This window comes from Micrococcaceae bacterium Sec5.1 (assembly GCA_039636795.1).
GTDB lineage: Bacteria > Actinomycetota > Actinomycetes > Actinomycetales > Micrococcaceae > Arthrobacter.
Map to the genome: position 1 here is coordinate 816,800 of CP143430.1, position 21,273 is coordinate 838,072.

Annotated in this window: 22 protein-coding genes, 1 tRNA gene and 1 riboswitch; of the genes, 11 read left to right on the forward strand and 12 right to left on the reverse strand. The window is 62.4% G+C overall.

Translation table 11 applies throughout. The features are described 5' to 3' along the window. Window positions 1-270: 270 nt before the first annotated feature. Window positions 271-360, reverse strand: a tRNA-Ser gene (locus VUN82_03975). 137 nt (window positions 361-497) lie between these two features. Here VUN82_03975 and VUN82_03980 point away from each other — a divergent pair. The 4 genes from VUN82_03980 to VUN82_03995 are packed head-to-tail and all read left to right on the forward strand — an operon-like array spanning window position 498 to window position 4,137. Beyond that, window positions 498-1,499 carry a zinc-binding alcohol dehydrogenase gene (locus VUN82_03980; GenBank protein XAS73026.1) on the forward strand — a complete coding sequence of 334 codons (1,002 nt, stop codon included), beginning with the start codon at window positions 498-500 and terminating at the stop codon, window positions 1,497-1,499. 3 nt (window positions 1,500-1,502) lie between these two features. Then, window positions 1,503-1,901: a 6-carboxytetrahydropterin synthase gene (locus VUN82_03985; GenBank protein ID XAS73027.1), complete on the forward strand. Its 399-nt coding sequence runs from the start codon at window positions 1,503-1,505 to the stop codon at window positions 1,899-1,901. Continuing rightward, entirely contained in the window at window positions 1,902-2,909 is a 1,008-nt protein-coding gene (locus VUN82_03990) for a glycosyltransferase (GenBank protein ID XAS73028.1), read from the forward strand. 4 nt (window positions 2,910-2,913) lie between these two features. Then, window positions 2,914-4,137: a crosslink repair DNA glycosylase YcaQ family protein gene (locus tag VUN82_03995; protein XAS73029.1), complete on the forward strand. Its 1,224-nt coding sequence runs from the start codon at window positions 2,914-2,916 to the stop codon at window positions 4,135-4,137. Window positions 4,138-4,158: 21 nt separating this feature from the next. Here VUN82_03995 and VUN82_04000 read toward each other — a convergent pair whose 3' ends face one another. Together VUN82_04000 and tadA are read right to left on the reverse strand one after the other, a co-directional pair. Then, complete coding sequence (locus VUN82_04000) at window positions 4,159-4,539, reverse strand: VOC family protein (GenBank protein ID XAS73030.1); 381 nt, start codon at window positions 4,537-4,539, stop codon at window positions 4,159-4,161. A gap of 21 nt (window positions 4,540-4,560) precedes the next feature. Further along, entirely contained in the window at window positions 4,561-5,097 is a 537-nt protein-coding gene (gene tadA, locus VUN82_04005) for a tRNA adenosine(34) deaminase TadA (protein XAS73031.1), read from the reverse strand. Between the two features lie 22 nt (window positions 5,098-5,119). Between tadA and upp the strand changes: the two genes are divergently transcribed. Genes upp through VUN82_04025 form a run of 4 tightly spaced genes read left to right on the forward strand, consistent with a single transcriptional unit; the run spans window position 5,120 to window position 8,374 of the window. Next, on the forward strand, window positions 5,120-5,755 hold the full coding sequence (upp, locus tag VUN82_04010; protein ID XAS73032.1) for a uracil phosphoribosyltransferase: 636 nt from the start codon (window positions 5,120-5,122) through the stop codon (window positions 5,753-5,755). A gap of 48 nt (window positions 5,756-5,803) precedes the next feature. Further along, window positions 5,804-6,181: a VOC family protein gene (locus VUN82_04015; protein ID XAS73033.1), complete on the forward strand. Its 378-nt coding sequence runs from the start codon at window positions 5,804-5,806 to the stop codon at window positions 6,179-6,181. Between the two features lie 45 nt (window positions 6,182-6,226). Continuing rightward, window positions 6,227-6,931 (forward strand): HAD-IA family hydrolase, encoded by a 705-nt coding sequence (locus VUN82_04020; GenBank protein XAS73034.1) that lies wholly within the window; start codon window positions 6,227-6,229, stop codon window positions 6,929-6,931. 51 nt (window positions 6,932-6,982) lie between these two features. Continuing rightward, entirely contained in the window at window positions 6,983-8,374 is a 1,392-nt protein-coding gene (locus VUN82_04025; GenBank protein ID XAS73035.1) for a pyridoxal-dependent decarboxylase, read from the forward strand. A 29-nt stretch (window positions 8,375-8,403) separates the two neighbouring features. Here the strand turns inward: VUN82_04025 and VUN82_04030 are convergent, their stop codons facing one another. The 4 genes from VUN82_04030 to VUN82_04045 form a co-directional block, all read right to left on the reverse strand. Next, window positions 8,404-9,162, reverse strand: coding sequence for a MerR family transcriptional regulator (locus VUN82_04030; GenBank protein XAS73036.1), 759 nt, complete (start codon window positions 9,160-9,162; stop codon window positions 8,404-8,406). 185 nt (window positions 9,163-9,347) lie between these two features. Continuing rightward, window positions 9,348-10,178 carry a hypothetical protein gene (locus VUN82_04035; GenBank protein XAS73037.1) on the reverse strand — a complete coding sequence of 277 codons (831 nt, stop codon included), beginning with the start codon at window positions 10,176-10,178 and terminating at the stop codon, window positions 9,348-9,350. Window positions 10,179-10,181: 3 nt separating this feature from the next. Further along, a riboswitch (cyclic di-AMP (ydaO/yuaA leader) is annotated at window positions 10,182-10,366 on the reverse strand. A gap of 109 nt (window positions 10,367-10,475) precedes the next feature. Beyond that, complete coding sequence (locus tag VUN82_04040) at window positions 10,476-11,969, reverse strand: HAMP domain-containing sensor histidine kinase (GenBank protein XAS73038.1); 1,494 nt, start codon at window positions 11,967-11,969, stop codon at window positions 10,476-10,478. Window positions 11,970-11,972: 3 nt separating this feature from the next. Then, window positions 11,973-12,713 carry a response regulator transcription factor gene (locus VUN82_04045; protein ID XAS73039.1) on the reverse strand — a complete coding sequence of 247 codons (741 nt, stop codon included), beginning with the start codon at window positions 12,711-12,713 and terminating at the stop codon, window positions 11,973-11,975. A gap of 668 nt (window positions 12,714-13,381) precedes the next feature. On the opposite strand from VUN82_04045, the gene VUN82_04050 reads away from it, so the two are divergent. Both VUN82_04050 and VUN82_04055 read left to right on the forward strand, forming a co-directional pair. Further along, the gene (locus tag VUN82_04050; GenBank protein ID XAS73040.1) at window positions 13,382-14,248 is read left to right on the forward strand and encodes a winged helix-turn-helix domain-containing protein; all 867 of its coding nucleotides are present in this window, start codon (window positions 13,382-13,384) and stop codon (window positions 14,246-14,248) included. Window positions 14,249-14,538: 290 nt separating this feature from the next. Beyond that, window positions 14,539-15,063: a histidine phosphatase family protein gene (locus VUN82_04055; protein ID XAS73041.1), complete on the forward strand. Its 525-nt coding sequence runs from the start codon at window positions 14,539-14,541 to the stop codon at window positions 15,061-15,063. 31 nt (window positions 15,064-15,094) lie between these two features. Here VUN82_04055 and VUN82_04060 read toward each other — a convergent pair whose 3' ends face one another. After that, window positions 15,095-16,015, reverse strand: a complete 921-nt coding sequence (locus VUN82_04060) for a LysR family transcriptional regulator (protein ID XAS73042.1) — start codon at window positions 16,013-16,015, stop codon at window positions 15,095-15,097. 73 nt (window positions 16,016-16,088) lie between these two features. Between VUN82_04060 and VUN82_04065 the strand changes: the two genes are divergently transcribed. After that, window positions 16,089-17,000: an EamA family transporter gene (locus tag VUN82_04065; GenBank protein XAS74599.1), complete on the forward strand. Its 912-nt coding sequence runs from the start codon at window positions 16,089-16,091 to the stop codon at window positions 16,998-17,000. 52 nt (window positions 17,001-17,052) lie between these two features. Here VUN82_04065 and VUN82_04070 read toward each other — a convergent pair whose 3' ends face one another. The 4 genes from VUN82_04070 to VUN82_04085 all read right to left on the reverse strand — a co-directional run bounded on the left by VUN82_04070 (window position 17,053) and on the right by VUN82_04085 (window position 21,212). Next, window positions 17,053-17,673: a hypothetical protein gene (locus VUN82_04070; protein ID XAS73043.1), complete on the reverse strand. Its 621-nt coding sequence runs from the start codon at window positions 17,671-17,673 to the stop codon at window positions 17,053-17,055. 85 nt (window positions 17,674-17,758) lie between these two features. Further along, entirely contained in the window at window positions 17,759-18,409 is a 651-nt protein-coding gene (locus VUN82_04075) for a TetR/AcrR family transcriptional regulator (protein XAS73044.1), read from the reverse strand. Beyond that, window positions 18,406-20,442 (reverse strand): YhgE/Pip domain-containing protein, encoded by a 2,037-nt coding sequence (locus tag VUN82_04080; GenBank protein ID XAS73045.1) that lies wholly within the window; start codon window positions 20,440-20,442, stop codon window positions 18,406-18,408. The genes VUN82_04075 and VUN82_04080 overlap by 4 nt, the downstream gene beginning before the upstream one ends. Next, window positions 20,439-21,212 (reverse strand): ABC transporter ATP-binding protein, encoded by a 774-nt coding sequence (locus VUN82_04085; protein XAS73046.1) that lies wholly within the window; start codon window positions 21,210-21,212, stop codon window positions 20,439-20,441. Before VUN82_04085 ends, VUN82_04080 begins: the two co-directional genes overlap by 4 nt. Window positions 21,213-21,273: the final 61 nt, after the last annotated feature.

Sequence of the window (21,273 nt, forward strand, 5' to 3'; positions counted from 1 at the left end):
AGACCGGCACTTATCAAGTCTTGATCTGCGAGCAGTCAAAGTCTGAAAGCGGTGCCGGTGTTTATGGACTTCACTATACACGACCCCCAGCCGGGGTGATGGCAGCATCAGAAGTAGCCCCAGGTAGGATCCTTCGAGGTTAGTCCTTCAACCCTCTACGAAGTTGAACAGGTTGTCAGGACAGGTGCGGGGTTATGACGTCAAGGGGATCCAACCAAAGCAAAAGGCCCCGCAACCCTCATAAACAAAGGGAAGCAGGGCCTTCTCAACTGGCGGTGACGGTGGGATTTGAACCCACGTTGGCTTTTACACCAAACAACATTTCGAGTGTTGCACCTTCGGCCGCTCGGACACGTCACCAACTGAAATAGGGTACCGGAGTTGGGGCCCGTTCCCCAAAACGAGCCACAAACGCGGCACACAGCAACACTGAGGAAACGCCGACAACCAACGCCAGCTTCCGCCCACCCCAACCCAGCGATAGATTCATAAGCATCATGACTATCTCGCGCGAACAAGAACACGAGGCCCAGGCCTACTGGGTCACTGAGTCGGGGCACGGTGAGCTGCGCCCGGAGGCCATACCAACGCCGGGCCCCAAGGAAGCCCTCGTCAGGACCCTTTACTCGGGCGTCAGCCGCGGCACGGAGCGCGTTGTGCATGAGGGGCGAGTCCCGGAGCGCGTGGCGGATCTGATGCATGCGCCGCATCAAGAAGGCGACTTCCCCGGCCCGGTCAAGTACGGCTACCTGTCCGTGGGCGTCGTAGAACAAGGCCCGGACAACTGGCTCGGCAAAACGGTTTTCAGTCTGCACCCGCACCAGGATTTCTATGTAGTCCCGACGAATCAACTCACAGCCATACCGGACGACGTGCCTGCCCGCCGTGCCGTTCTCACGGGCATCGTGGAGGTTGCTATCAATGCCCTTTGGGAAGCCGGGCCGAGGCTGGGAGACCGTGTCGCCGTCGTCGGGGGTGGCTTGGTGGGCGGCGTTCTGGCGACCATACTCCGAAAGTATCCGCTCGGCCGGCTGCAACTCGTGGATGCAGATACGGACAAGAGAGATCTCGCCGAAAAACTCAACATCAACTTCGCGCTCCCGGACGAAGCAGAGAACGATTGCGACATCGTTTTCCACTGCTCCGCATCCAACGAGGGACTCAAACTGAGCCTTCAACTTGCTGGCGACGATTCCGACGTGATCGAGCTTTCATGGTTCGCCGACAAGGAAGTCACCCTGCCGCTGGGCGAGGATTTCCACGCACGCAGGCTGACGATCCGCTCCAGCCAAGTGGGCGTGGTGGCCCTGCCGAGGAGACACAGAAGGACCAACGCCCAGCGCCTCGAACTCGCCGCGAACCAATTAAGAGATCCGGTGTTCGACGCGTTCCTGAGCAGCGAATGCCAATTTCAGAATCTGCCCACCAGCCTCGTTAAGTTGTTTGAAAAGCCTGGCGGCTTTTGCCATGTGGTCGCCTATCCAAAGCCGGAGGAGTAAGACATGTTCAGCCTGACCGTCCGACGCCATTTCATGATCGCCCACAGCCTTCCCCGCGAAGCCTTCGGCCCAGCGCAGGGCCTCCACGGTGCCACGTTCGTCGCCGAAGTGACCTTCCGCCGCACCGAGCTCAACGAGGACGCAATCGTCCTGGATATTGGCGCGGCAGGCGGCATTCTTGAGGAAATTCTTGAAGACCTGAACTACAAGAACCTCGACGAACACCCTGCGTTCAAGGGCAAGTTGTCCACCACGGAGGCGTTGGCGAAGCACATCGCCGACGCCGTTGCCACCCGGATCCAGAACACAGAGGATGGGCCGGCCCTCAGCGGTATCGACGTCGTCCTTCGCGAGAATCCGGACGCGTGGGCAGGATATTCACTGGAGCTCCCGGTCAAGTAAGTGCACATCCGCTTCCTGGTGCCGGGAAACGTCCGGCATGGTTCCGGCGGGAACAAGTACAACGCCAAACTCGCCGAGCACCTGATGGCCCTGGGCGTCGGGGTCGAGACAGTCATCGTCGACGGCGATTGGCCGGTTGGGAGCGCGGCAGACCGGCGCCGGTTCGCGGAAGTGCTCGACGGCGGCACCACAGTGATTGCCGACGGTTTGATTGCGAGCGGGGCCCCGGAAGAGGTGGCGGGCGCAGTGAGTGCAGGAACCAAGGTGTGGGTACTCTCTCATATGGCGCTGGCCGATCACCCGGATCTTGAAGCCCGGGCTCTGGCTGCAGCCTCAGGCGTTATCTGCCCCAGCGCCCACGCCGCCGCGGAACTGGAAAACAGGCATGGCCTCAAAAAAGTCGTGATCGCCCATCCCGGTGTTGAAGCGGCTGAAATTGCCAAGGGCTCGGAACCCCCGCACATCATCGCCCTCGCCGCGTTGCTGCCCAATAAGAGCCAATCAGAACTGGTGGAATCCCTCGCCACACTGAAGGACCTTCCGTGGACCGCGGCCCTGATCGGCACGGAACACGCTGACCCGGCGTACGCGACGAAGGTGAGGGCCGCCGTCGAGCGTCAAGGGCTCCAAAAGCGCATCACCATCACGGGCGAATTGACCGGAGAATTGTTGGAGGATCAGTGGCGCAAAGCCGATCTCAGCATCCTCATTTCGAAGTCCGAGGCGTTCGGGCTGGTGGTCACTGAATCATTGGCCCATGGCGTGCCGGTCGTTGTCCGGCAGGGGACCGGTGCCGTGGAAGCCCTCGGAAACACAGGAGCGGGGACGGCGCTTGACCTCACACATCCCAACAACCTTGCCAGCACCTTCCGGAGATGGCTCAGTGACCAAGAGCTCCAACAGAGCTGGCGCACTGCAGCAATCCAGGCCAGGGCCAACCTTCCCGGGTGGGACACCACGGCGGCAAAGGTTCTGAAAGCCCTCGGAACCGGCGAGGGTGCAGAATAGGGCCATGACGCCCAAAGTCCAGACCATTCCGGCCGCAACAACCCTCACCCCGGAACGCCTCCGCGCCTGGGCTTGGCACAAACAGGGTCTCGACGGGTCGCTCGCAGGAAAGACGTCCGAGGAAGTCCTCGATCACGCCGGATGGGCACGCTCGGTAGGCGGCGCCAATCCGTACCTCACCCTGTTTGCGAGGGCGGGAATCAGTCGGGAACAGGCCGACCGGGATGTCAAAGAACTCAAAATCCACGAACTCCCCACTGCCCGCGGCTGCACGTACGTACTGGGCCGGGCCGACTTTGCCTGGGGCCTGCAGATCGGCCGCGACGCCGCCGTTGCACCCTTCAAGGTACTGGCCAGACTCGGCGTGGAGCGCAGCGAGATCACCCTTCTCGAGGACCAAGTAGAGCACGCCCTGCAGGAGTCCAGCGATCCACTGGACCCCAAGCAGCTCAAGGACCAACTGGGCGATTCCGTCCGGAGCCTCGGGGAGGAAGGCAAGAAGAAGGGCGCCGCCACCACCCTGCCCACGGCCTTGGGCCTGCTCCAAGCCGACGGCCGCATCCGCCGGGTCCCCATCAACGGCCGCCTCGATCAGCAGCGCTACGCCTACACCAAGTGGGGCCTTGCCTCCAGCAAAATCGACGACGACGGCGCCCGCCGCCTCCTGCTGGAAAGGTACTTGCGCTGGACTGGCGGAGCGACTCTCAAGCAGAGCCAGTGGTTCACCGCGTTCACCGTCGCCCAGAGCAAAGCGGCGCTCGCCGGCGTCGGGGCCGTAGAAGTGCCCACAGCAAATGGTGACGTGCTGTGGATGCTGCCGGACGACGTCGAGCGCTTGGCCGACTTCCAAGAGCCGGGCGACGAGCAGATCCAATTGCTTGCCGGCACCGATTCACTGGTCCTCCACAGGCGGAATTCGGCTGACATGTTCGCCGAGGAGGACAAAGGAAAGAAGTTCCTGGACACCACGCTGGCGCTTCAGGCCGATCTCCCGGATCACCCCATTCTGGACCGGGGCAGAATCATCGGCCTGTGGCAGTACGATCCCGGCAAAGAATGCATCGCAGCCTGGACCTTTGCCAAGCCCACTGCAGCAGTCAGCAGGCGGATCGCTGAAATCGAAGCATGGATCCGCGACGAACTCGGCGATTTCAGGTCGTTCAGCCTGGACTCACCGGCGTCGCGCCAGCTACGGATCGACGCCCTCAACGAGGCCGCTGGTCTGTAACGCGCTCAGCCGGAAAGGCATTCAGCCCGAACCATACGGCCGGGTGATTGCTTCGAGGAAGTGCCCGTCCGGGTCGCTGAAGTAGATCCCGCGGCCGCCGTCGTTGTGGTTGATTTGTTGCGCACGGGAACGTGCGGGGTCGGCCCAATAGGGAATGTGTTCGGCCGTGATCCGCAAAAAGATCGCATCGAACTCCTCTTCGCTGACCAGGAAAGCGTAGTGCTGGGGCGCGATGGTTCCTGTGGCATCGAGGAAATCCAGAGTGACGCCGTTTTCCAAGGAAACAGTGACGAAGGACCACATGAGCTGTGGTGCGGGAAGCCCAAGGATGCGGGCCAGAAACGCAGCAGACGCGTGCTTGTCCGTGGCGTAGACGATGGTGTGGTTGAAAGCGATTGTCATGATTGGCTCCTTACATAGAGCTCAGGCGGGTGAGCGGTGCTCCGCTGCCGGCACACGATGTGTAGCGAAGAAGTCCCGGAGGAGCGTTGCGCATTCTTCCTCACGCACTCCTGCGTACACCTCCACCCAGTGGTTGAGCCGGCGCTCGCGGAGGATATCGAACACCGAACCTGCGGCCCCGGCTTTCTCATCCCACGCGCCAAACACGACGCGGGGAATCCGTGCCAGGACGATCGCCCCGGCGCACATGGCACACGGTTCAAGGGTTACCACCAAGGTGCAGTCCTCGAGCCGCCACCCGTCGCCGCCTTCGCCCAATTCGAGGGCATGGCGTTGCAGGGCAGCCGCGGCCTCGCGGATGGCGACGATCTCTGCGTGGGCGGTCGGGTCTCCGTGTGCTTCCCGTTCGTTGCGCCCTGAACCCAGCACACCGCCGTCGGGTCCTAGAACGACCGCGCCGATCGGCACGTCGTCCGTTTCCATCGCCAATCGGGCCTCGTCCAGGGCGAGGCCCATCCAAGCCATGTGTTCAGCGTGATACGGCTCCGTGGCGCTCATGTCTCAATGATAGTTTTGGACGATGCGCACACTCGTCGTGGACCACCCGCTGGTCGCTCACAAGCTCACCGTACTGCGGGATAAGAACACCCCTTCACCGGTCTTCCGGCAGCTCACTGAAGAACTCGTCACCCTCCTGGCCTACGAGGCCACCCGCGAGGTCAAGACACAGCCAGTGGAGATCGAGACTCCTGTCACAAAGACCATCGGCACGGCGTTCACCAAGCCGACGCCCTTGGTGGTTCCCATCCTGCGCGCTGGGCTTGGAATGCTTGAGGGCATGACCAAACTGGTCCCCACCGCTGAGGTCGGCTTCCTGGGCATGGCCCGCGACGAAGAGACACTGGACATCATCACCTACGCCGAGCGCCTCCCCGAGAACCTCACCGGACGTCAGATCTTCGTGCTGGACCCCATGCTTGCCACCGGCGGCACCTTGCGCGAAGCCATCAAGTTCCTCTTCAAACGCGGCGCCTCGGACGTTACGTGCATCTGCCTGCTGGCTGCTCCGGAAGGCCTCGCCAAGTTGGAGGAGGAGCTGCAGGACGCCAATGTGACCGTAGTCCTCGCTTCGATTGACGAGAAGCTCAATGACAAGTCATATATCGTTCCGGGCTTGGGCGACGCCGGCGACCGCCTCTACGGCGTGACCGGCTAATCCGTACGCCTCTACCGCTTTCCGGCGCACCCCGTTAGCCTGTGGCGCATGGACTGGAAACTTGAACTGGTGTTTGTCCCTGTGTCCGACGTGGATCGCGCGAAGGATTTCTACGTCAACAAAGTTGGTTTCAACGCCGATTTCGATGAGCGTCCCATGGACGGCATCCGCTTTGTGCAGTTGACGCCGCCGGGATCGGCTTGTTCCATCGCGATCGGGGAGGGCCTCAGCGATGCTCCTCCCGGGACAGCGCCATCCCTTCAAATAGTGGTGAGCGACATCAATAAAGCCCACGAACAGCTCAAGGCCAATGGCGTCGAGGTCAGCGATATCGATATCCAGGACTGGGGACACTTCGTCCATTTTGCGGACCCCGACGGCAATAAATGGGCTGTGCAGTACATTCCGCACCGGCCCAACGGCTAAGTCACAGTTCGCCGCAACCCCTGCATGGTGCGGCAGGATGGATGCATGAGCCATCCTGCCGAGCCAACCTCGCCTTCCGCACACGCCGAGCGATCGTCTACCCTAACGGTTCGTGCAGTCCTGTTCGACATGGACGGAACACTGGTTGATTCCACGGCGATCGTCGAGCAGGTATGGCTGGAGTTCGCCGAACGATACGGGCTCGACTACAACGAGATCCTGCGGACGTCCCACGGGGTGCAAGCGGGCGATACTGTGCGCCGTTATGCTCCGGCAGGAGCCGATCTTGAAGCTTTGACGGCCGAGCTGGGCGAGATGGAACGCACCAGGACCGACGGTGTGATTGCCCTTCCTGGCGCAGAAGCCCTGCTTGCATCATTGCCGGACTTGGCCATCGCGCTTGTCACGTCCGCTGACCGCATCCTTGCCGACATCCGGATGAAGGCTGCCGGACTTTCCATGCCATCGACTACCGTCACCGCCGAAGGCGTTACGCGGGGCAAGCCGCACCCGGAGGGGTACCTCAAAGCCGCAGAGTTGCTGGGCGCGGAACCGGCCGACGTCGTGGTTTTTGAGGACGCTCCGGCAGGTATCGCCGCAGCCCGCGCCGCCGGGATGCGAACCGTGGTGGTGGGCGACGCCGGAGGCGAGCTTGAGCCGGGCATGTGGCGGATCCCGGACTACTCAGCCGTAATGGTCACAGCAGTGAAAGACGACGACGGCGGTCACCTCATCACCTTCACGCTCTAGCACTGTTCGCCTTCGCTGTTCCAGCCGGTGAACCGGGAGTAGGCTGTGCGCATGTCTGCGTTGCCGGAGGCGTACGGTGCTGCACTGGAGCGGGCCATGGCGCACGCTACGGAGTGGCTTGCGTCAGTGCCCAGCCGTTCAGTCCGGCCCACGTCCGACGCCGACCAAGTTGCCGCGAGCCTTCTTTCGAGCCTTCCCGACGAAGCAACGGACGCGGCTGACGTAGTAGACGAGCTCGCCGCATTGGCGGAGCCCGGGTTGATGGCCATCCAGTCCGGACGCTTCTACGGCTGGGTCATGGGCGGGACGTTGCCCGCTGCCATGGCCGCAGACTGGCTTGTTTCGGCATGGGACCAAAACGCCGGACTCAGATTTGCAACTCCCGCTGCCGCTGCCATCGAAGAATCCGCAGCAGCTTGGCTCCTGGAACTATTGGATCTTCCGCGAGGGTCCGACGTCGGATTCACCACTGGCGCTACCACGGCCAACTTCGCGGGCCTGGCCGCCGGGCGCCAATACCTGATGGACGAGGCAGGATGGGACCTGGCGGACCTGGGCCTGACCGGCGCGCCGCTCATCACAACGTTTGCCGGCCGGGAACGGCACGCCGCCGTGGATCTCGCCCTGCGGTATCTGGGGCTGGGAGCGTGCGTGCCCGTGGACACGGACGATCAAGGCAGGATCCTGCCGGAAGCCCTTGCCGACGCCATGGACCAGCAACCCGGGCCTTCCCTCGTGTGCCTGCAGGCCGGCAACCTGCATTCCGGTGCGTTCGATCCGATGTCCGAAGCCATCGCGGTAGCCCATGACCGGGAGGCCTGGGTGCATGTGGATGGCGCCTTTGGGCTGTGGGCGGCAGTCAGCCCAAATCTGCGCGGGCGGCTGGCCGGAGTAGAGGCAGCCGATTCGTGGGCCACCGATGCCCACAAAACATTGAACGTTCCCTACGACTGCGGCTTGGCCATCGTCTCCCGGCCGGAAGCCCTTAGACGCGCCTTCAGCGTTCACACGAGTTACCTCATTGCAACGGAGACCGGACTGGGCGATCCGTTCGACAAAGTTCCGGAACTGTCCCGTAGGGCCCGCGGCATCCCGGTGTGGGCAGCGCTGCGACAGTTGGGCCGGTCCGGAGTCATAGCCATGGTGGACAGGCTTGCAGCAAACGCCCGCGCGCTGGCGGAGGGCCTCGCGGAGATCCCGGGTGTGGAAATTCTGAATGACGTCGTTTTCACGCAAGTGTCGGTCGCCTTCGGCAGTGACGACCGCACACACCGCATCACCCAGCGGCTCATGGCGGAAGGGATTGTATGGATGTCGGGTTCCTCATGGCGAGGACGTGACATCCTCCGGATTTCGGTAAGCAATTGGTCCACGGACGCAGGCGACGTCGCTGCCTCCATCGCAGCCGTTCGAGATGCGGCAGAGGCCGAACCGGAAGCATAGGCCGAACCGGAAGTATAGGCACAGTCCAGTTACGGGGCCGAGCGCGCCTTTTCCAAATATGCCATCAGCCCGGCCAACTGCTCAGCGCTCCAAGGCAGGCCGGCGCTAATTGCTTGGGTGTTTTCCTGCCAAGCCGCACGCGCTGCGGCCTTGGTGTCCTCACTGGAGTGGAACATGGAACCTATGCCGTCCCATGAACGCACCCATTCCTGGACGGAGGGGTCCGCGACGGGCCTGTTGGCTTCCACGTGCGCCAGTCCTTCTTCCACAAGGGCGGCCCACTGCTGCTTGGCGGCTTCGACTTTTTCTGCGCCGAGTTCTTCCCGCTTGTCCGCGAGTTGCTGGCGTTGTTCGGCTGTGAAGTTGTTTTCGAGCACGGTAATCATCTCCAACGTTGACATGAATTGTTCAGGGGTGGGCATGGCACGTCCGTCCATGCGTGACAACAGCTCGCCCAAACGGTTTTGGAGCGCTTGGAGTTGCCGGGCGTGCTCCTGCACATGGACCAGCTGCTGTTGGAGGAGGCCTCGAAGGGACTCCAGATCATCCTCGGGCGTTTGCAGCGCCTTGCCGATGGCAGCGAGCGGAAGCCCCAGCATCTGAAGCGATCTGATCCGGTATAGCCGGCGCAGGTCGCTCTCCGAATACCGGCGATGACCGGATGATGTCCTTTGGCTTGCGGACAGCAGCCCGATCTCGTCGTAGTGGTGGAGCGTCCGCACGCTGACGCCACATGCTGTGGCCAGTTCACCGATGCTCCACGGTCCGGTTCCTGTTGTTCCCGTCATGGGCACAACGCTAAGTCCTGACGTTACGTGAGGTGCAAGCCGTCGCCACCTGAAACGCGAAAACCGCCCCGTTCCCGCTGTCAGCTGCAGTAATCACTGCTGCGAACGGCGGAAAACGGGGCGGTAATCAGGCCCTGCACGTTTGAGCCCGCTGGGGTGGGCTCAAACCTGCTTATTGAGTTGGCTTAGTACCAGTTGTTGGCCAAGTGGAAGGCGAGGGCGGCCGAGGGGGAGCCGTAGCGTTCCTTGATGTAGTTCAGGCCCCACTTGATCTGGGTTTGGTAGTTGGTCTCCCAGTCGGCGCCGGCAGTTGCCATCTTGGAAGCTGGCAGAGACTGCACGATTCCGTAGGCGCCACTGGACGCGTTGGTCGCGGTGGTCCGCCAGTTGGATTCCTTCTCCCACAGTGTGTTCAGGGCAGTCATTTCACCCGGACCCCAGCCGTAGCTGGCGAGGATGCTGGCGGCGTAAGCTTTGGCAGCAGCGGGATCGTCCACGGCCTTGGGAACAGCTGCTGCGGCTGCGGCTGCAGCAGCGGCGGCATCGGCAGCCTGCTTGGCGGCTGCATCAGCGGCAGCCTTTTCGGCGGCGGCTTGTGCGGCTGCTGCCTGGTCGGCGGCGGCTTTTTCGGCCGCAGCCTTCTCAGCGGCAGCCTTCTCGGCAGCGGCCTGTGCAGCTGCTGCTGCCTGATCTGCAGCGGCCCTATCGGCGGCGCCCTTCTTGGCAGCAGCATCCAGGGACGCAGAGATTTCCGCTGATTTGTTGCTGACCTGGGCCGTGGCTTGCGTCTCGGATGCCTGGCTCGTTTCCGGGAGGTTGAATGCGGCGTTTGCGGCCTGGCCGAGCGATGCGACGCCCAATGCTGCGGCAACGACTCCTGCAACAACGGACATGCGCTGACCGGTCTTGCCGCGGCGGGCAGCGGTCTTCAGAACAGACTGCGATTTGGTCAGGGGAGCGTTGTGTTCGTCACGGTGACGCGCGGATGGGCGCGTCTGATCGTTGAATTCAGACATGTGTGATTACCTCTCAGCGCCTGCGGAGTTAGCTGTCGGGTTCGGATGAGGTCATCCGGCCGCGCGCGTAGCTGCGGCTTCACCCCAAGGGCAAGGAAAGTACTGTGCCCGGAGACTCTGGGTCCCCCGTCTCTGCCTCGAATGAGAACGGAACTCCGGGAAGTGGCAGAGCTCGGCGCATCCCGGGTGTGGGCCAACTATGGGCGACCCACCCTTTCGAAGGTACAGGAGGTTTCGGCTTAAGTCACATTTGGGTAACAGAGATCACGGTCACGGCGCGTCATGTTGCCTGATTCGTTATACGTGTTCGTTCGAAACTGACGGGAGTCTCAGAATGAACTCGGTGCACCCCGGCTTGGACGTTACTGCCACGCTTCCGCCGTGCGCTTGGACGATTGATTCGACGATTGACAAGCCCAATCCGGAGGTTCCTTCAGAGCCTGATCTCGCGGCGTCAGCGCGGGCAAAACGCGAGAAAACATGGCCCTGGAATTCAGGCGGAATGCCAGCCCCGTTGTCAGTGACCGTGACCACCGCGGTAGCGTCCGCGGAGAGCATGACGCCAGTGACCACTGTGGTGCCTGGATCGGTGTGCTTGCGGGCGTTGGACAGCAGATTGGCCAGCACCTGATGCAGCTGGGTTGCGTCCCCGCGTACCGTGATGGGCTCGTCGGGGAGTTGGAGCTTCCAGATGTGATCCGGTGCCATCACCTTTTCGTCGCTGACGGTCTCGATCACCAACTGGGTAAGGTCCACATCCGTGACCTTCAATGGCTGGCCTTCGTCCAACCGCGCCAACAGCAACAGGTCCTCCACAAGGGTGGTCATGCGTTCGGACTGGCTCTGGACGCGTGCCAGGGACTTCCGGCCGTCGTCCGTGAAGTTCTCCGTCATGCGGAGTAGTTCGGTATATCCACGAATGGCGGTCAGCGGCGTCCGCAGTTCGTGGGAGGCATCCGCAACGAACTGCCGGACCTTTGTTTCGCTCTCCTGACGGGCTTCCAAGGCCCTGGAAACGTTGTTGAGCATTTGGTTCAAAGCGTGGCCAACGCTGCCTACTTCTGTTCCAGGATGGGAGGCCGACGGCGGTACGCGCACAGCGAGTGCCACTTCACCGGCGTCGAGGGGAAGGCGCGATACTTTGGTTGCAACCTCCGATAGTTGCTCCAGCGGCCGCATGGTCCGGCGAATGATGACGGTACCGGCAAGGCCGATCAGCACCAGTCCGCCAAGGGAAACAAACACCATGGTCCATACCAGCGAGGCCTCGGCATTTTGCTTATCAGCCAACGGCAGGCCCGTCACAATCACGTCGCCGTAGGTGGTATTTACTGCCACCAGCCGGTAGTCGCCGTTGGACAATGAACGGTCCACAGGCCGGTTGTCACGGGGGAGTGAGAGCAGGACCTGCTTGTCTTCTGCCGAAAGTGCGACGCGGCGGCCATTCGAATTTAACAGGCCGGAGTTAATGACGGTGGAACCATCAATCCTCGCGTTGAGGGTACCGGCACCTTGGCCGCGGGCCTCCAGCGGATCCGGCCGCCCGCTTGAGGGAAAGTTCGACGGCGGCCTGCCGAAGTCATTCGCGCGGCTTGACGCCTGCTCTAGCTGCTTATCGAGTTGCTTGTTGAAGTACATGTCCATGGAGGCGTAACTCACCACTCCGACTGCCCCGCAAATCGCCACCAGCAAGGCCATGGCCACCAGGACCAATCGCGTGCGCAGATGCCAGGTGGTGGGATTGAGCCAGTTCCGCTGGGTCTTGCGGGTTACTCCTGAAAGGGTTGACAAGATTCAGTCCGCAGGCTTGATGACGTAGCCGGCGCCACGGATGGTGTGGATCATTGGCGGGTGGTTGGCTTCGATTTTCTTGCGCAGGTAGGAAATGTAGAGCTCCACGATGTTGGCCTGCCCGCCGAAGTCATAGTCCCAGACGCGGTCCAGGATCTGCGCCTTGCTGACCACGCGCTTGGGGTTCTCCATAAGGTAACGAAGCAGCTCGAACTGCGTTGCCGTGAGCTGGATGTCTTCGCCGGCGCGCGAGACTTCCCGTGTATCCACGTTCAGCGTGAGATCACCCACCACCAGTTCCGCCGTGTCCATGGCGGCAACGCCCGAACGTTGGACGAGCCTGTGCAGGCGAAGGAGGACTTCCTCCATGCTGAAGGGCTTGGTGACGTAGTCGTCCCCGCCGGCGGCAAGACCTACGATGCGGTCCTGGACAGCGTCCTTGGCCGTGAGAAAGAGCGCGGGCACTTCCGGCGCGAAGGTACGGATCCGGTTGAGGACCTCGACGCCGTCGAATCCTGGAAGCATCACGTCCAGCACCAGCACGTCAGGGCGGAAGTCCTTGGCAAGCTTCACGGCTTCTGGTCCGTCGGCTGCTACCGCGACGGACCAGCCTGCCATGCGAAGGCCCATGCTCATGAGCTCGGAGAGGCTGGGTTCGTCGTCCACCACCAAGGCGCGGATAGGAGAGCCGTCCGGGTGGGAAAGCTGGGGAAGGTTGTTCGTCATGGAGTGCGGGGATGCCATGGGACAACTCTCCATTCTTCTGGTTTGGCGAAGCTTTGCCGAGCCTGTGAGGACGCTGTGAGGTCAACACTAGCGACGTGGGAGTTCGGTGGAAGGCGTTGCGGGGCATGGCCGTCCCATGCGCGCCCTTTCTACGGCTTGTAGCAGATTTTGAGGGAAAAATTCGAGACGAGAGTGGCTTGCGATTGGACAGCAAGTGTTTCAGATCTTGAGATTCCGTCGTCTTGCGCCTGCCGGGAATCAGGAAGGGCATCATGCACCATTGGCCGAAGAAAATTCACCATAAGCCGAATATTTCTTATCGGAACCGAATGAAATGACGTTCATTTTCCGTAGTGAAAGAATTGTGATCTGCAGCACAATAGACCCTCTTGTCTCAAAATGTGGACGGTTAGGCGCTTTGTTACTTGCGTGTTGCCATTGTTACGTTGCACACTTCCAATGTGAACAAGAACTCAACAGCACCTGCAGCCGCAGCAATCTGGTCCAGCACACCCGCTGGCGACGAGACCCGCTGTTGTCGAATGCAAGCCTAACTTTCCACCCCAAAGAAGTTTCAGGCATTCGCCCCCTAGCCCAGCGTTGGGCGCCCTTCCCCAAACTCATTGCGGGGACAACCAGCATTCGAAGCCGCGATGACGGCTATTCACTTTTGAGGTAATCACTCCATGTCAGTTGCATCCGGTTACGTCCACATCTCCGTCCGAAACGCCAACAAGGCCGCTTCAAACGCAGGGCTCCGCCCCGGCTTCGGCAACCGTCCCGGCTACGCCCCCGCCCCCCAGGGCAACGGCCAGCAGGCTCCCGGCTACGTGCCACAGGGGTACAACCCCAACTCCTACGGCCAGTTGCGGGCAGTTCCCACCAACGAGCCAGCACCCATGACGGCGCCTACTCCTGTCATTGCGCAGTCTGACCGCCTTCGCCCCGTCGCCAACGACAACGTGGCCCGCGGTTTCGTGCTCTACATGGGCATCGACGAAGAGACAGCAGCAGCGGCAGGAACCTCCATCGCTAAGCTCGCCCAGGAAATCCGGGCCTACGCACAGTCCCTGGTCACCGGCGCTGAGAGCTACGCTGCAGTCGCCGTCGCACCGGCCGGGGCGCCCGGGTCCGCACTCGACGTCGTACGTTCCACTTTCGGTGACCCCACAGTCGCCGCCCGCCAGCGCACCGAGGCTGCCCGCCCGGCACCGCAGCAGGAAGCCCGCCCCTCCGGCGTGCTGATCGACCTCGCCCGCCGCGAAGTCCACCTCGACGGCGAGTCCCTGAACCTGACGTTCAAGGAATTCGAGCTCCTCAACTACCTCGTGGAAAATGGGACCCGCACGGTGGGCCGCGACGAACTGCTTGAGGGCCTGTGGCGCAACGCCGAAGAAGTACCGAACGAGCGCACCATCGACGTCCACATCCGCCGCCTCCGTTCCAAGCTGGGTCGCCTGGCCAACACGGTGCGCACCGTACGCGGCCAGGGCTACCGCTTCTACGAGCACCCCGAAGTTATCGTTTGGGCCGCTCCGGAATACTCGATCTAAGTAGCACCGCAGCCGAAAGCGCCTGTCCTGTAAGGGCGGGCGCTTTCGCTCTCGCGGGACGCTTCTGTCAGGTCGCGGGCGCTTTCGCTTTCGCGGGACGATCCCTTTGCGCCTGCGCTCATTCTTCGCGCGACAACGGCGCTTTCGGGATGCCCCGCTACGCTACAGCGCCCTCACTAAAGTGCCCCCGCTGCGCTACAGCGCCCGCACCATGCCCGGGCTTCCCTCTAGTGCTCCCGTGAGTATTGGCCTCCGCGGCGGATGGGGGTTTGCGGCTATAGGGTTGGTTCATGAGTGACCATCACATCAGGCGCCTGGTGATTATGCGGCATGCCAAAGCGGATTGGCCCATGGGGGTGCCGGACCATGAGCGTCCACTGGAGGAACGCGGACATCGTGAGGCTCCGTTGGCTGGGAGATGGTTGCTCAAGCATGGCGTGGTTCCAGACTTCATTCTGTGCTCGTCTGCGGTGAGGACCCGCCAAACCTGCACGTGGGTGTGCGATGAGCTGGGGGACAAAGCCCCGACGCCCAAGCTCGAGGACGGTTTGTACGCCGCTTCAGCGAACCGGATGTTGACCGTGATCAATCACGTCCCGGACACAGTTACCACCTTGATGGTGATCTCGCACATGCCCGGCGTCCAGGATCTGGCCATGCACCTCGCATCGCGCGACTCGGACCATGACGCTTACATGGACGCTGCCACACGGTACCCAACCAGTGCTTTGACGGTCCTGGAGACTGAGAAGTCATGGGCGGAGCTGGATGGGCAGGACGCCCGTCTGACGCACTTCAAGGTGCCACGCAAGTAGAAACGCCCAAGGTTAGCCCCGGAAGGATGGCTCAGCCCCGCACTGGTAGCTCGTGCTCTGCTGCCACCTCGCGCAGCAGTCGGACGGCATGCCGGATATTGGGGCTGGCGGTCATGGTCTTTCGGTACACGATTCCCACCGCCCGCTGCTGAATGGGGTTGACGACCGGCACGGCAATCACACCAGGTGGCAGGGGTGGCCTGCCCAGCCGAGGCACAAGCGCCACGGCCACGGCCTGCTCCACCATGGCGATATGGGTGGAGAAATCGGGATCGTAGACACGGATATCGGGGACCCGCCCAAGCCCGGCGAAGATCTGCAGAAGGGCTTCGTTGCAGATGGCACCCGCCGGCGTACTGACCCAAATTTCGTCCAGTAAGTCTTCACGCTCGACGACGGTCCGTCCTGCCAGCGGGTGGCCGCTGTTGACGAGGACGTCGGCTTGGTCCAGGCAAAGGTCCTCGTGCACCAGGTTCTCGGGAATGACCAGCGGTACGGAGTTCCAGTTGTGCACCACGGCCAGCTCAGCCTCGCCTGAGGCCACTCGTTGGACGGCCTCGCGTGGGTCCTCGGCAAGTACGCTGATCTCAAGTGCAGTATCGGTGGTCCCGATGCGTCCGAGCATAGGCCCCACCAAGCCACGGCAGGCAGTGGAGAATGCCACGAGCCGCAGCAGTCCCGAGGGCTTCGCGGGATCGGCGAGGAGAGTTGCCTGCAGTTCCTCGAGCTCGTCCATGATTCGCCGCCCGTAGCCAGCGAGGGCAAGGCCCCGTTCGGTAAGGAGTACACCACGGCCGTTCCGTTCCAGGACGGCTACGCCCGTTTGCTTCTCCAGCTTCTTGATCTGCTGGGAAACCGCTGACGGACTGTAGCCCATCACATCGGAAGCGGCCACTACCGATCCGTGCTGTTCCACAGCTACCAGAGCACGCAAGGCTGAAATGTCGATCATGAAGTAAATCTACGTGGTTTCATGCTGAATTCAACGCTGGTGCTTAAACCAGTCAAGTGCCAGAGTGATTCTTGTGAACCTTCGCCACTCCGCCCTCGCCGTCCTCGTCGCTGTCCTCTGGGGCGTGAACTTTGTCGCCATAGACTTGGGCCTCCACGCCAACGGTCGTGATGTCCCGCCGCTGCTTTTCGTCGCCTTCCGATTCCTTCTTGTCGTATTTCCGTTCATCCTGTTCATCCGCAAACCTGATGTGAGCTGGAAGGCGATCATCGGCGTCGGGCTTTTCATGAGTGCCGGTCAGTTCGGTTTGCTGTACCTGGGCATGGCGCTGGGGATGCCGGCGGGCCTGGCCTCGCTGGTTCTCCAGGCCCAGGTGCTGTTCACGATCCTGCTCGCCGCGAAGTTCCTGGGAGAGAGGCCCAGCCGCCGCCAAATGGCAGGCGTGGTGCTGGGTATCGCAGGCCTGGGAGTGGTGGCACTGGGACGAAGTGCCGTGGCGCCTGTCCTTCCGCTCATGATTGTGCTGGCGGCGGCGCTGTCCTGGGCAATCGGAAACGTAGTGGCGCGGCACTCGAAAGCGGCGTCGGGCCTTGGCTTGGTGGTGTGGTCGGGGGCCGTGGTGCCGCTCCCTTTGGCGGGATTGTCACTTGTGGTGGACGGTCCGGACACCGTGTGGGCGACCATCACGGACCTCCAAATGCCCACCATCCTGAGCGCCATCTACACGGCGGTTTTCGCCTCGCTTATTGGATACGGCATCTGGAACCGGCTCTTGACGCTCTACCCGAGTTCCGACGTCGTGCCTTTCACGCTGTTGGTTCCGGTGGTCGGCATGACGGCTGCCTGGCTGGTCCTGAACGAGATTCCCACCGTTGCCGAGATCATGGGCGGCCTGATCCTGCTGCTCGGTGTTGCCACTGCAGTCCTGGGAGCTGGGCGGAAGCGTCCTGAAGTGACCGTTGTGAGGCCGGCTCTGCGCGTCTAATCGTTCGGGAGGCACGCAGAGCGGGCCCCGCAACGCTGGGGTTTGGAGATCGCTAGCGCTTGGAGGCGGGTTTGCGTTGAGACGGAACGCCCGACGTCGGACGCTTGGCTGTCGCCGACGGAGTGCGTGGCGTTGCGGGACGCTTCGCGGAAGAGGCCTTGGCGGCGCTCGAAGGTCGAGCCGTCGAGGTAGCTGGGCGTTTGGCAGGCGCGGCTGGACGTGAGCCGGCAGCTCGTTTAGTTGCCGTTGTGGTCCTTTTGGCCATCGGCGCGGGTTGCCTGGGTCGCCTGGAACCAAACGATGGCCAGACCGCCCCCAGGAACAGCACAGCCAGGGTTCCCACCCCAGCCACGGCGGCCAGATAGAAGTAGATGTCGGAGTCCTCGGTACTTACGGCACTTCCCATGGCGTTGGCGTCCTGGTTGAACGCGAGGCCCCACATGCGCAGGAACGCGATGCTGAAGCCGATGAACAAGCTGGTGCCTGCAGCGCCAAGGAGAACCACGAGGTATCGGCGCCGGTTGAAGACCTGCACTATCGATGCCAAATAGCAGGTCAGCACCGCTCCCAGAAACAGATACAGGACCAGTTCTTCAAGGACCACGGCTGCGAGGACCAAGAGCCCGAGCGACATAAAAGCGGTTACCACCGCAAGCTTTCCGCTGTTCCCCATGTGACGCATGAGTCTAATCATCGCCGACCAGCGGGCCACGCCACGCCGTCGTAGATTGCAGTTGGATACCGTTGCCGACGGTCACCTACTTGATGACGTACCCATGCATGATGGTCATGACGGCGGCCACACTCTGTTCGCGGGTGCGTTCCGGGTTGTAGGTTTGCCGGTCGAGTCCCACCACGAAAATGGCTCCAAAAATGGCCGCCTCCAGACTGCCGCGGGCGATGGACTCGTCCACCTTGTATCCGGAGGCCACACGTTCCACCGCAGAGCCGATGACGGCGAGGAGTTCTGCCCGGAGTTCGGCGAACACAGCACTCCACTCGCCCGGCGTCCGCCAGTTTTCGCTGACCCACAGACGAGCGAAGGACGGGTATTCGTCCATGAATTCCATGGCCTGGCCCACCATGTTCTTCATGGATTCCAGGGGATCGCTGGCTTGGCCTTCGATTGCCTGGAGGCGGACCAGCATAATGTCCACGCCGTGCCGCAGCAGCTGCGCGATCAGGTCCGATTTACTGCCGAAGTTATAGTAAACCGTACCCTTGGACACGCCGGCCGCGGCCGCGATCTCATCCACGGTCACACCTGCAGCGCCACGTTCGCCGATCAGCTCCATGGACGCTTCGAAGAGGCGCTGTTTGGTGGCGTTGGTCCGGCCGGGGCGCAGCTTTTTCTCGGCGTTTCCTGCCGCGGCCCCCAGCTCTGAAGGGGCCGGCTCGGTGGTGCTCATACTGCGATCTCCGGCTTCAGCGTCTTGAGGGTCCACATCTTGTGTTTGCGGACAGCGAGAGTGGACAGCGCCGCTCCCAGCAAAGTGTATCCAAGCAGGCCCAGGACTGTTGGCCAGATCATGTTGAGTTCCCCGCCGTAGATCAGGTGCCGCATTCCCGTGACCACGTAGCCCATGGGTAGGACTTCGTGCACTACGTGAAGTGGCATGGGAGTGGTCTGCCAGGGGAACGTTCCGCCCGAGGACACCAGCTGCAGGACCAGCAGGATCAGCACCACGAACTTGCCCGGAGTCCCCATGAGCGCCACGATGCCCTGGATGATCGCACTGAACGCCATCACGGCGGCAAGCATGAACAACCACATGCCTACGGGGTGGGCGGCGTTCAAGCCGAGGCCCAGATTCACCACGAGGGTCAGGATGGTGGCCTGCAGGACCGAGACAACGAAGAACGGAAGCCAGCCCCCCACCGCGATTTTCCAGGCGCGTGCGTTGGATGCCAGCGCGCGCTGGGTGATGGGGCGCATGGCCTGCACCAACAGGAACACACCGATCCACAAGGCCAGCGTCAGGAAGAAGGGTGCCAGGCCGGCGCCATAAGAACCTGCCTTCGCCTGCGATACGTTGTCCACGGCGACGGGATCGGCGATCACTTTGGAAACATTGCTCTTCTGTTCATCGTTCGGGTTGGGGATTTCTCCGGCACCCTTGGCGAGTTCTGTGGCCAGTGTGTGAGAGCCATCGGAGGCCTTCACCGCGCCAGTGGCAAGCTGTCCGGCGCCGTCGTTGAGTTGATGGGCGCCGTCGTCGAGCTTTATGGCGCCATCCAGTGCGCTCTGCTGGCCGGCGGCCAGCGCGGACGCCCCGGTTTTCAACTGTCCGGCTCCGGCCGCTGCCTGCGATATCGCGTCTGTCAACGTTGGTGTAGCCGCGGCAAGCTTCGATGCGCCGGCGCTCACGGCAGCTGAGCCGTCCGAGAGCTGCTGGATCTTGGCGGCGTCGCCCGCGATCTTGGCCTTGGCGTCCGTAACCGGGCCGGAGGTTGCAGTGGAGTCGAAATCGGCCAGGACCTTGTCAGCCTGCTCCTGGGTGAGCACGCCAGCACTCAGCAGCCGTGCAGTGGACTCGACAACGCGATTGCGAAGGCCTTTGTCTGCGGCGTCAAGCTGCCCGACGACGTCCTGGACTTTCGCATTCAGCTCCGCGTTCCCGGCGGCTACTTGCGCGGCGCCGTCGGCGAGTTTCTGCGAATCGGCAGGCAGGGTGGAGGTCTTGCTCTTCAGTTCGTTCAGTCCTGAACTTAACTGGCTGGCGCCTGTGTTCAGCTGGACGGCTCCGTCTCGCAGTTTCGTTTGTCCCGCCACCAGCTGGTCTGCTCCGGTCACCAATTGGGTGGTGCCATCATGCAGCGTAGCTGCGCCGTCGCTGAGCTGGCCCACCCCCGTGGCGAGCTGGGACGCCCCGTCCGATGCCTTCACGATGGAGGCGTGGATGGTGCCGAAGCCGGTGAGGAGCTGGTTGGCTGTTTCCTCGCCCACCTCCTTGGCGACCGTTGAGTGCACGGCTGTGGTGAGCTTGTCCACGATGGTGCTCAGGAGGTAATTGTTGGCGTCGTTGGTGGTGACATGGAGCATTGCCTGGTTGGCGGCGTCGAAACTGCCGGGGGAGACCAGGTTGGCGGAGAAGTCCTTGGGGATGCGCAGCGCGAAGGCGTATTCGCCTGAACGGACGCCGGCATCCGCCGCTTCCGCGCTGGAAACCTGCTTCCAGTTGAAGACGTGGCCATCCACCAAGCTGTCGGCAACCTTCTTGCCGGCCTGCAGCTCGGCGCCATCCTTCGACGTTGCCCCCGTGTCCTCTACTACCAAGGCGGCGTCGATCTGGTTCAGGTTTCCGTACGGATCCCAGTTGGCGTAGAGATACACCGCGCCGTAGAGCAGCGGCACCATGGTCAGGGCCAGGATGGTCAGCTTCGGCAGGAGCCCGCCGGTCATGCGCTTGAGTTCGGAGCGGGCGAGCCGCAGAACAGTCACTTTGCAGTCCTTTGGAGGTCTTGGAATTCAGGCTCGGTTGCTTCGTCTTGAATCTCGCGGGCCGCAATTGGGGTCGGTGTCGCCTGCGCGTTGATCGCCTTTGCCGGCTCGGCGGACACTTCAGCAGCTTCTGGTTCCGGTGGGTGGGCGACCGAGTTGCCAATTACCGCTGCAGGGCCAGCCCAGTTCTGCGGGAGGGCACCGACGACGGCGACGACGGCAAGCGGCCGCCCGGCGTCGGACGCCAATGCCTCAAGCCGGGGCAGCCATGCTGCGGGATCGGCGCTGTGGCGATCGGGGGAGTCGACCACGAGGAGGTCCGTTGCCGGATCCGCCAAAGCGAGGGAAGTCAGGAGCTCGAGCCGGCGGCTGGCGGAAAGCTGTTCAATCCAGAGGCCGGCGATGTCCTCAAAGCTGTTGATCTTCAGCCACGGCTTGCTGAGCAGCGCGCCACGGTAACGGCGGGGGATGAGGGAGAGGTCCTCGGTGACGAGGTCGCGAACACTTAGATGCTGTTCAGGCTCATTGACGCCGGGCGAGTCCACCAAGGCGCTCGCCAGCCGGATCTTCTTGGTCTTGCTGTTGTTGTCCCAACTGAGGACGCCGTTGCTGGGTTTCATGCGGCCACTGAGTGCCAAGGCCAAGGCGGTCCGCTGATCCTGGCCTTCGCCAGCCACGAGCAAGAGTTCGCCACGACGGGCCTGGAGTGACGTTGCCGGAAGGAGATCGTCCCGGCGGCCGTTGATCTGGAGTTGCTGTACGGACAGCACAATGAGCCTTTCGCAGAAATGGTGTCTGCTGAAAGTCTAACTGAACTGACTGGTCAGTTCA

Coding starts and splice junctions, on each gene's coding strand:
- VUN82_03980 (XAS73026.1), top strand. CDS start 498: ATGACTATCTCGCGCGAACAAGAACACGAGGCCCAGGCCTACTGGGTC.
- VUN82_03985 (XAS73027.1), top strand. CDS start 1,503: ATGTTCAGCCTGACCGTCCGACGCCATTTCATGATCGCCCACAGCCTT.
- VUN82_03995 (XAS73029.1), top strand. CDS start 2,914: ATGACGCCCAAAGTCCAGACCATTCCGGCCGCAACAACCCTCACCCCG.
- VUN82_04000 (XAS73030.1), bottom strand. CDS start 4,539: ATGACAATCGCTTTCAACCACACCATCGTCTACGCCACGGACAAGCAC.
- tadA (XAS73031.1), bottom strand. CDS start 5,097: ATGAGCGCCACGGAGCCGTATCACGCTGAACACATGGCTTGGATGGGC.
- upp (XAS73032.1), top strand. CDS start 5,120: ATGCGCACACTCGTCGTGGACCACCCGCTGGTCGCTCACAAGCTCACC.
- VUN82_04015 (XAS73033.1), top strand. CDS start 5,804: ATGGACTGGAAACTTGAACTGGTGTTTGTCCCTGTGTCCGACGTGGAT.
- VUN82_04020 (XAS73034.1), top strand. CDS start 6,227: ATGAGCCATCCTGCCGAGCCAACCTCGCCTTCCGCACACGCCGAGCGA.
- VUN82_04025 (XAS73035.1), top strand. CDS start 6,983: ATGTCTGCGTTGCCGGAGGCGTACGGTGCTGCACTGGAGCGGGCCATG.
- VUN82_04030 (XAS73036.1), bottom strand. CDS start 9,162: ATGACGGGAACAACAGGAACCGGACCGTGGAGCATCGGTGAACTGGCC.
- VUN82_04035 (XAS73037.1), bottom strand. CDS start 10,178: ATGTCTGAATTCAACGATCAGACGCGCCCATCCGCGCGTCACCGTGAC.
- VUN82_04045 (XAS73039.1), bottom strand. CDS start 12,713: ATGGCATCCCCGCACTCCATGACGAACAACCTTCCCCAGCTTTCCCAC.
- VUN82_04050 (XAS73040.1), top strand. CDS start 13,382: ATGTCAGTTGCATCCGGTTACGTCCACATCTCCGTCCGAAACGCCAAC.
- VUN82_04055 (XAS73041.1), top strand. CDS start 14,539: ATGAGTGACCATCACATCAGGCGCCTGGTGATTATGCGGCATGCCAAA.
- VUN82_04060 (XAS73042.1), bottom strand. CDS start 16,015: ATGATCGACATTTCAGCCTTGCGTGCTCTGGTAGCTGTGGAACAGCAC.
- VUN82_04070 (XAS73043.1), bottom strand. CDS start 17,673: ATGGGGAACAGCGGAAAGCTTGCGGTGGTAACCGCTTTTATGTCGCTC.
- VUN82_04075 (XAS73044.1), bottom strand. CDS start 18,409: ATGAGCACCACCGAGCCGGCCCCTTCAGAGCTGGGGGCCGCGGCAGGA.